The sequence below is a fragment of the Oleiphilus sp. HI0080 genome (assembly GCF_001635135.1).
Map to the genome: position 1 here is coordinate 1 of NZ_LWFU01001041.1, position 5,323 is coordinate 5,323.

Annotated in this window: 5 protein-coding genes; 1 reads left to right on the forward strand and 4 read right to left on the reverse strand. The window is 47.0% G+C overall.

What is annotated here, in order from left to right; translation table 11 throughout:
* Nucleotides 1-382: 382 nt before the first annotated feature.
* Nucleotides 383-1,765, forward strand: a complete 1,383-nt coding sequence (locus A3751_RS19455) for an adenylate/guanylate cyclase domain-containing protein (protein ID WP_068458613.1) — start codon at nucleotides 383-385, stop codon at nucleotides 1,763-1,765.
* Nucleotides 1,766-1,785: 20 nt separating this feature from the next.
* Here A3751_RS19455 and queF read toward each other — a convergent pair whose 3' ends face one another.
* From queF to A3751_RS19475, 4 genes are all read right to left on the reverse strand, one after another.
* Nucleotides 1,786-2,634, reverse strand: coding sequence for an NADPH-dependent 7-cyano-7-deazaguanine reductase QueF (queF, locus tag A3751_RS19460; protein WP_068458614.1), 849 nt, complete (start codon nucleotides 2,632-2,634; stop codon nucleotides 1,786-1,788).
* A gap of 57 nt (nucleotides 2,635-2,691) precedes the next feature.
* Nucleotides 2,692-3,465, reverse strand: a complete 774-nt coding sequence (locus A3751_RS19465; RefSeq protein WP_068458615.1) for an ABC transporter permease — start codon at nucleotides 3,463-3,465, stop codon at nucleotides 2,692-2,694.
* Nucleotides 3,465-4,406 carry an ABC transporter ATP-binding protein gene (locus A3751_RS19470; RefSeq protein ID WP_068458616.1) on the reverse strand — a complete coding sequence of 314 codons (942 nt, stop codon included), beginning with the start codon at nucleotides 4,404-4,406 and terminating at the stop codon, nucleotides 3,465-3,467. Before A3751_RS19470 ends, A3751_RS19465 begins: the two co-directional genes overlap by 1 nt.
* Nucleotides 4,407-4,492: 86 nt before the next feature.
* Nucleotides 4,493-5,113 carry a DTW domain-containing protein gene (locus tag A3751_RS19475; RefSeq protein WP_082863394.1) on the reverse strand — a complete coding sequence of 207 codons (621 nt, stop codon included), beginning with the start codon at nucleotides 5,111-5,113 and terminating at the stop codon, nucleotides 4,493-4,495.
* Between the last annotated feature and the right edge of the window lie 210 nt (nucleotides 5,114-5,323).

Sequence of the window (5,323 nt, forward strand, 5' to 3'; positions counted from 1 at the left end):
TCTCCTTCAACTAAAAGATAACGAGCTGGCCTAAGAACCTTATGATCAGGAGCGCGCATCGCCGTCATGAGAATCCGCTTTAAAAGCGCACCCTCCGGCGCTGGAGACTCAAGCCTCGGATACGAGACTCGCGTATGCAAAAGCTCAAGAACATCGCTAGATAATGACATTTCGCTCATAGCGCTCGGGTTCCTCAGAAAAATTGTGTATAAAAAATGGAGGTGCTACTCTAGCTCTCGAAAAATCGGACGTGCCTTAACGTGAACCATAAGGTGCGACTAGACCTTATAGTACAAAATAAATATCGCAGTCTGAACCGATAACACATGAGATACCAAAGAATTTTCAGCGCAAACACCTCGCGCTACCGGTAAACAAAAATATGCCCAACACTCCCAATACCGCAAGAGACGATGCTCCGCCATCAGTAATGCCCGCCTATAATGGCCGAGTACTTGCGTATTTATTGTCGACCATTACCTTTATCACTGGCATTTTAATCGGACATTTCGATAAGGCACTCATCTGGTTTGTGCCATTCGCCATGCTTTGGCCTCACTTACTCTACTTTGTCATTCGACATTTTAAGCTCGTAGAAAGCGCACGTGCTCGTGAAGTAACACTGCTATTGGACGGCGCAATCACGGGCGTGACGCTACTACTGATTAAATTTAGCCTCAGTGCCACTCTGTTCTCTGTCATCATGCTCTGTTTCAGCTTTATTGTTGTGGGCGGAGTCCGTCTTCTGGCTCTTGGAAGCTTGACGACATTTTTATCTCTGATCGTTTCCTCGTTTGTCTTTGGTCTGGAGTTCAAACCCGATGAGCCAGCCCTTGTGACGCTTGTCGCCGGTATAGGTGCAGGTGTGTACGTCGCTGTAACGGCGTACTACACGCACCAGCAAGCAAAAGCACTCGTCAAAGCAAAATCCCAAATACAACACCAGCGAGAACAATCCATCTCTCTGTCACACAAGCTGGCCAAATACCTATCACCTCAAGTCTGGCAGTCGATCTTTACCGGCGAGCGGGATGTTCGACTTGAGACCCAGCGTAAAAAGCTGACCATTTTCTTTTCTGATATTAAAGGCTTTACCGAACTCGCAGAAGAAATGGAGCCAGAAAGCCTGACAGAACTCCTCAACTCCTACTTCAACGAAATGTCGCAAATCGCCCTCAAGTATGGCGGAACCATCGACAAATTTGTTGGTGACTCAATTATGATTTTCTTTGGCGACCCAACAAGTAGAGGCCCAAAAGAAGATACGCTTGCCTGCGTTGCGATGTCGATAGAAATGCGTAAGCACATGAAGATCCTTCGTCAGAAGTGGCAAAGCCAAGGCATAAAAACGCCGCTGCAAATTCGCATAGGGATCAGTACCGGATATAGTACCGTTGGTAACTTTGGTGCAGAAAACAGGATGGATTACACGATCATCGGCAAAGAGGTCAACCTTGCATCACGTCTCGAGGCACTGGCTGACCCGGGCGAAATTCTGATTTCTTATGAAACATTTTCACTCGTCAAAGATAAAGTCATGTGTCGCGACAAGGGCGAGATTACAGTAAAAGGGTTTTCGCGCCCCGTACCCATCTATCAGATTGTCGATTTCAGGAGAGATATCGGTGCCGGACAAAGCTTTATAGAGCACGAAACCGGCGGCTTTGCTTTATATCTCGACACAGACAAAGTCACCGATGAGGAAAAAGATTTAGTCGTTCGCGCTCTAGAGCGCGCCGCCGATAAGCTAAAAGATCGAACCTAAATCGACCGTCTAGCTCTAAACTACTGGCGAACGAACCTGGTCTGAGGGCAGGACAAAGCGTCTTTAGACTCACTCACAAAGCCTTCGCTGACCCGATATGGATTGATATCCAAGCCACCTCGTCGCGTATAACGCGCCATTACGCTCAAGGCCTCGCAGCCACACTTGGCCATCAAATCAGTAAAGATTCTCTCTGCACAATGTTCGTGAAAATCCTGACAGGTCCGAAAAGAAACAACATAGCGAAGAAGGCTACTCTGATTTATTTTTGGTCCTCGATAACGAATGACGACCGTCCCCCAGTCTGGCTGGCCTGTCACCGGACAATTTGAGCGTAGTAAATCAGAATACAGGATTTCTTCTACAGACTCGCTTTGCTCAGCCTCTAGCTCCAGTAAATCTGCGTCCGGCTCATAAACAAAACACTCAACAGGAGCGCAATCAATCGACGCACCTTTAGGCCGCTCGATAGGCTGAATATCAGCCAAGCTTCTCAGCTCAACCTTAACCGCGGCTCCAGCAGCAGCGCTCAGGTCTTTCTGCATGATCTGAACTACATCGTCCACAGCGTCAAAACGCTCCTGATTAAACGAGTTAAGGTACAGTTTGAAGGACTTCGATTCGATGATATTGGGCGAGTTACATGGGATACGAAATTCACCAACCGCTACACAGGGTTTTCCCCCAAGCTCAAGCCAAGACACCTCAAAACTTGTCCATACGTCTTCGCCGTAAAATGGCACGGCTTCGTCAACAAGACCCAGCGTAGCACGGCTCTCAGACCGAGTAATTGGAAACAAAAGGCTCGGGTCATAACGATCCACATAGGTGGTTTCTTTCCCTAACTGACTATTTTGTACGATGGCCATTCGCTTTCACCAAACCCCATTTTCAAGCAACATAAAGATAGATAGCGCTCGCTAACTCTAACTTCGAATACCCTTGCCTTTTGACAGCAAATACAGGCATACCGAAAACAAAACAACAATAAAAAACAGAACCATGACAAACGCAAATCGAATGTCGATATCGCTCACCCCAAGAATGCCATATCGAAACGCATTCACCATGTACAAGATCGGGTTCGCTTGCGAAACAGTTTGCCAAAACTCCGGCAACAAAGAGATGCTATAAAACACGCCTCCGAGATAGGTCAGCGGCGTCAATACGAAAGTCGGAACAATGGAAATATCATCAAACTTGGTCGCAAAGATTGCATTAATAAACCCGCCGAGGGAGAACACAATGGAGGTCAACAGCACCATGCTCGCAGTAATCCAAATGTTATGAATGACCAAGTCGGTAAAAAACAGAGACAGCAAGGTAACAATGAGACCAACCCCAACCCCGCGCGCCATTCCTCCGGCAACATAGCCACTCAGGACGACCCAGTTAGGGACGGGAGAGACAAGCAGCTCCTCAATGCTACGCTGAAATTTCATACTAAAAAATGACGAGACGACATTGGCATAGGAGTTGGTTATCACCGACATCATAATCAAACCAGGCACGATGAAGCTCATGTAATCATAGCCACCCATTTCTCCAATGCGTGAACCGATCAAGTTGCCAAAGATCACAAAGTACAAGGCCATCGTAATAGCCGGCGGCAACATCGTTTGTGCCCAGATACGGGTAAAACGACGCACTTCCTTTACAACAATAGTGGTAAAAGCAATCCATATTTGCTGAGCATTCATCAGACTTTCTCCTCAGCGTTCAGACTTTGACCAGAGCTTACGAGCGACAAAAACAATTCTTCTAAACGATTACTCTTATTTCGCACACTCACGACTTTCCAAGACGAATCACTTGCCGCCTTGAAAAATGCACTTAAGTCATCTTCCTGCTCAAGTGTGAGTTCCAATGTGCCATCAGCCGCAAGCTCGACCTGGTATTCCCCGATTGACGGAGCGCGCTCTAGCTTAGGCTCCGTTTCCAGCACGTAGGTTTGAGTTGTGAGCTTGCTCAGCAAATCACGCTTGCTGCTATGTTCGAGGATTCGTCCTTTATCAATAATTGCAATATTCCGACAAAGCTCTTCCGCCTCTTCCAAATAATGGGTTGTCAGAATAATCGTCGTACCCGCTTCATTAATCGCGCGAAGAAATTTCCACATAGAGCGCCGCAACTCGATATCCACCCCTGCAGTGGGCTCATCAAGAATCAAGAGTTTTGGCTTGTGAATCAACGCTCTAGCGATCATCACCCTGCGCTTCATACCGCCGGATAACATTCGGGCAGGCTGATCTCGTTTGTCCCATAAACCAAGCTCTTTAAGATAGATCTCTGCCGTTGCTTTTGCTTCTTTTGCTGGGATTCCATAATACCCCGCCTGTGTCACAAGAATATGTTCCACCTTTTCGAACTGATTGAAGTTCACTTCTTGAGGCACAACACCAAGGCAAGTCTTTGCCTTCTCCAACTCGGTATCGAGATCAAAACCAAAGATTTCAACTTTACCCGAACTCTTGTTCACCAACGAAGAAACGATTCCGAGCGTTGTACTTTTACCGGCACCGTTCGGACCTAGCAAGGCAAAAAAGTCGCCTTCTTCAACATGCAGGGAAACGTCTACTAAGGCCTCATGACCATTGTCGTACGTTTTGTTGAGACCACGAATCTCGAGCGCGTTCGCCATAAACTAGCCATCGTTATTTATTAAGGAGAGTCCAAGTTATAAGGGTTATAACGCAGGTTTCAAGCTATTGGACTGATTTAGTGCACCTAAGAGTTACCTGACCTCTCGCCCAACTTAAATTGATCCTGCTGACGAACCAGCTCTCGCATCGGCCTTAGGTATAGGTCACTCTGAAATTTAGGGTTCGCGATACGAAGAAGTCTGTCGATCGCTTCAAGGGTGCACACGGTATTGTCCTCGCCTTTGCGAATGGTGTACTCGCTCTGTTCTAAATTTTTCAAACTAAGTGTTGTTAGCGTCGCTAGCCATGTATTGCGAAGCAGCAACTCTCGCGTATTCCGCCAAGTTCCATCAAGCACAACAAGCCCAGATAAATCAGCGATTAGGTCGATTGATTCTGGGACGAGGCAATCAATGGTGCGGGCGTCATGCTCATCGTAATGATGATCGATGTACAGCAATGCTAAATCATCCGCCGGATTCAGATGCAACAAAGAGCGGCATTGCTGCTCAGTTAAATCAAGAGCGCAACAAAGCTGCACACTACTCGCACCGAGACTCGCCAAGTAGGCAGTGGTAAACGGATGATTTGATTCGTCCGGATGTTGGACGATCAGAACGGGCAGTTTAGTGTTCTGGCTTTGAATAAAACCGCAGAGGCAACTTTTGATTGGACGGCGACAAGCACCGCACGTCTTTCTAGACATCAAGCATACACCGAATAACAAGACCGAGAATTCAAGAAGATTTCTCGGACATTACCAGAAAAGAGGCGGTTTAGTAGAAAATAAATCCGGAGTGAGTGCAGCGTTAATGCAGAATTAGTATCGAGTTTTCATACCGAGCAAGTTAGTTCGTTAAGCTCGACACCATATGCTTCAGGCTCCATTTAGAGGTGGCGCCCGTCAACAGATAAC

Coding starts and splice junctions, on each gene's coding strand:
- A3751_RS19455 (WP_068458613.1), top strand. CDS start 383: ATGCCCAACACTCCCAATACCGCAAGAGACGATGCTCCGCCATCAGTA.
- queF (WP_068458614.1), bottom strand. CDS start 2,634: ATGGCCATCGTACAAAATAGTCAGTTAGGGAAAGAAACCACCTATGTG.
- A3751_RS19465 (WP_068458615.1), bottom strand. CDS start 3,465: ATGAATGCTCAGCAAATATGGATTGCTTTTACCACTATTGTTGTAAAG.
- A3751_RS19470 (WP_068458616.1), bottom strand. CDS start 4,406: ATGGCGAACGCGCTCGAGATTCGTGGTCTCAACAAAACGTACGACAAT.
- A3751_RS19475 (WP_082863394.1), bottom strand. CDS start 5,113: ATGTCTAGAAAGACGTGCGGTGCTTGTCGCCGTCCAATCAAAAGTTGC.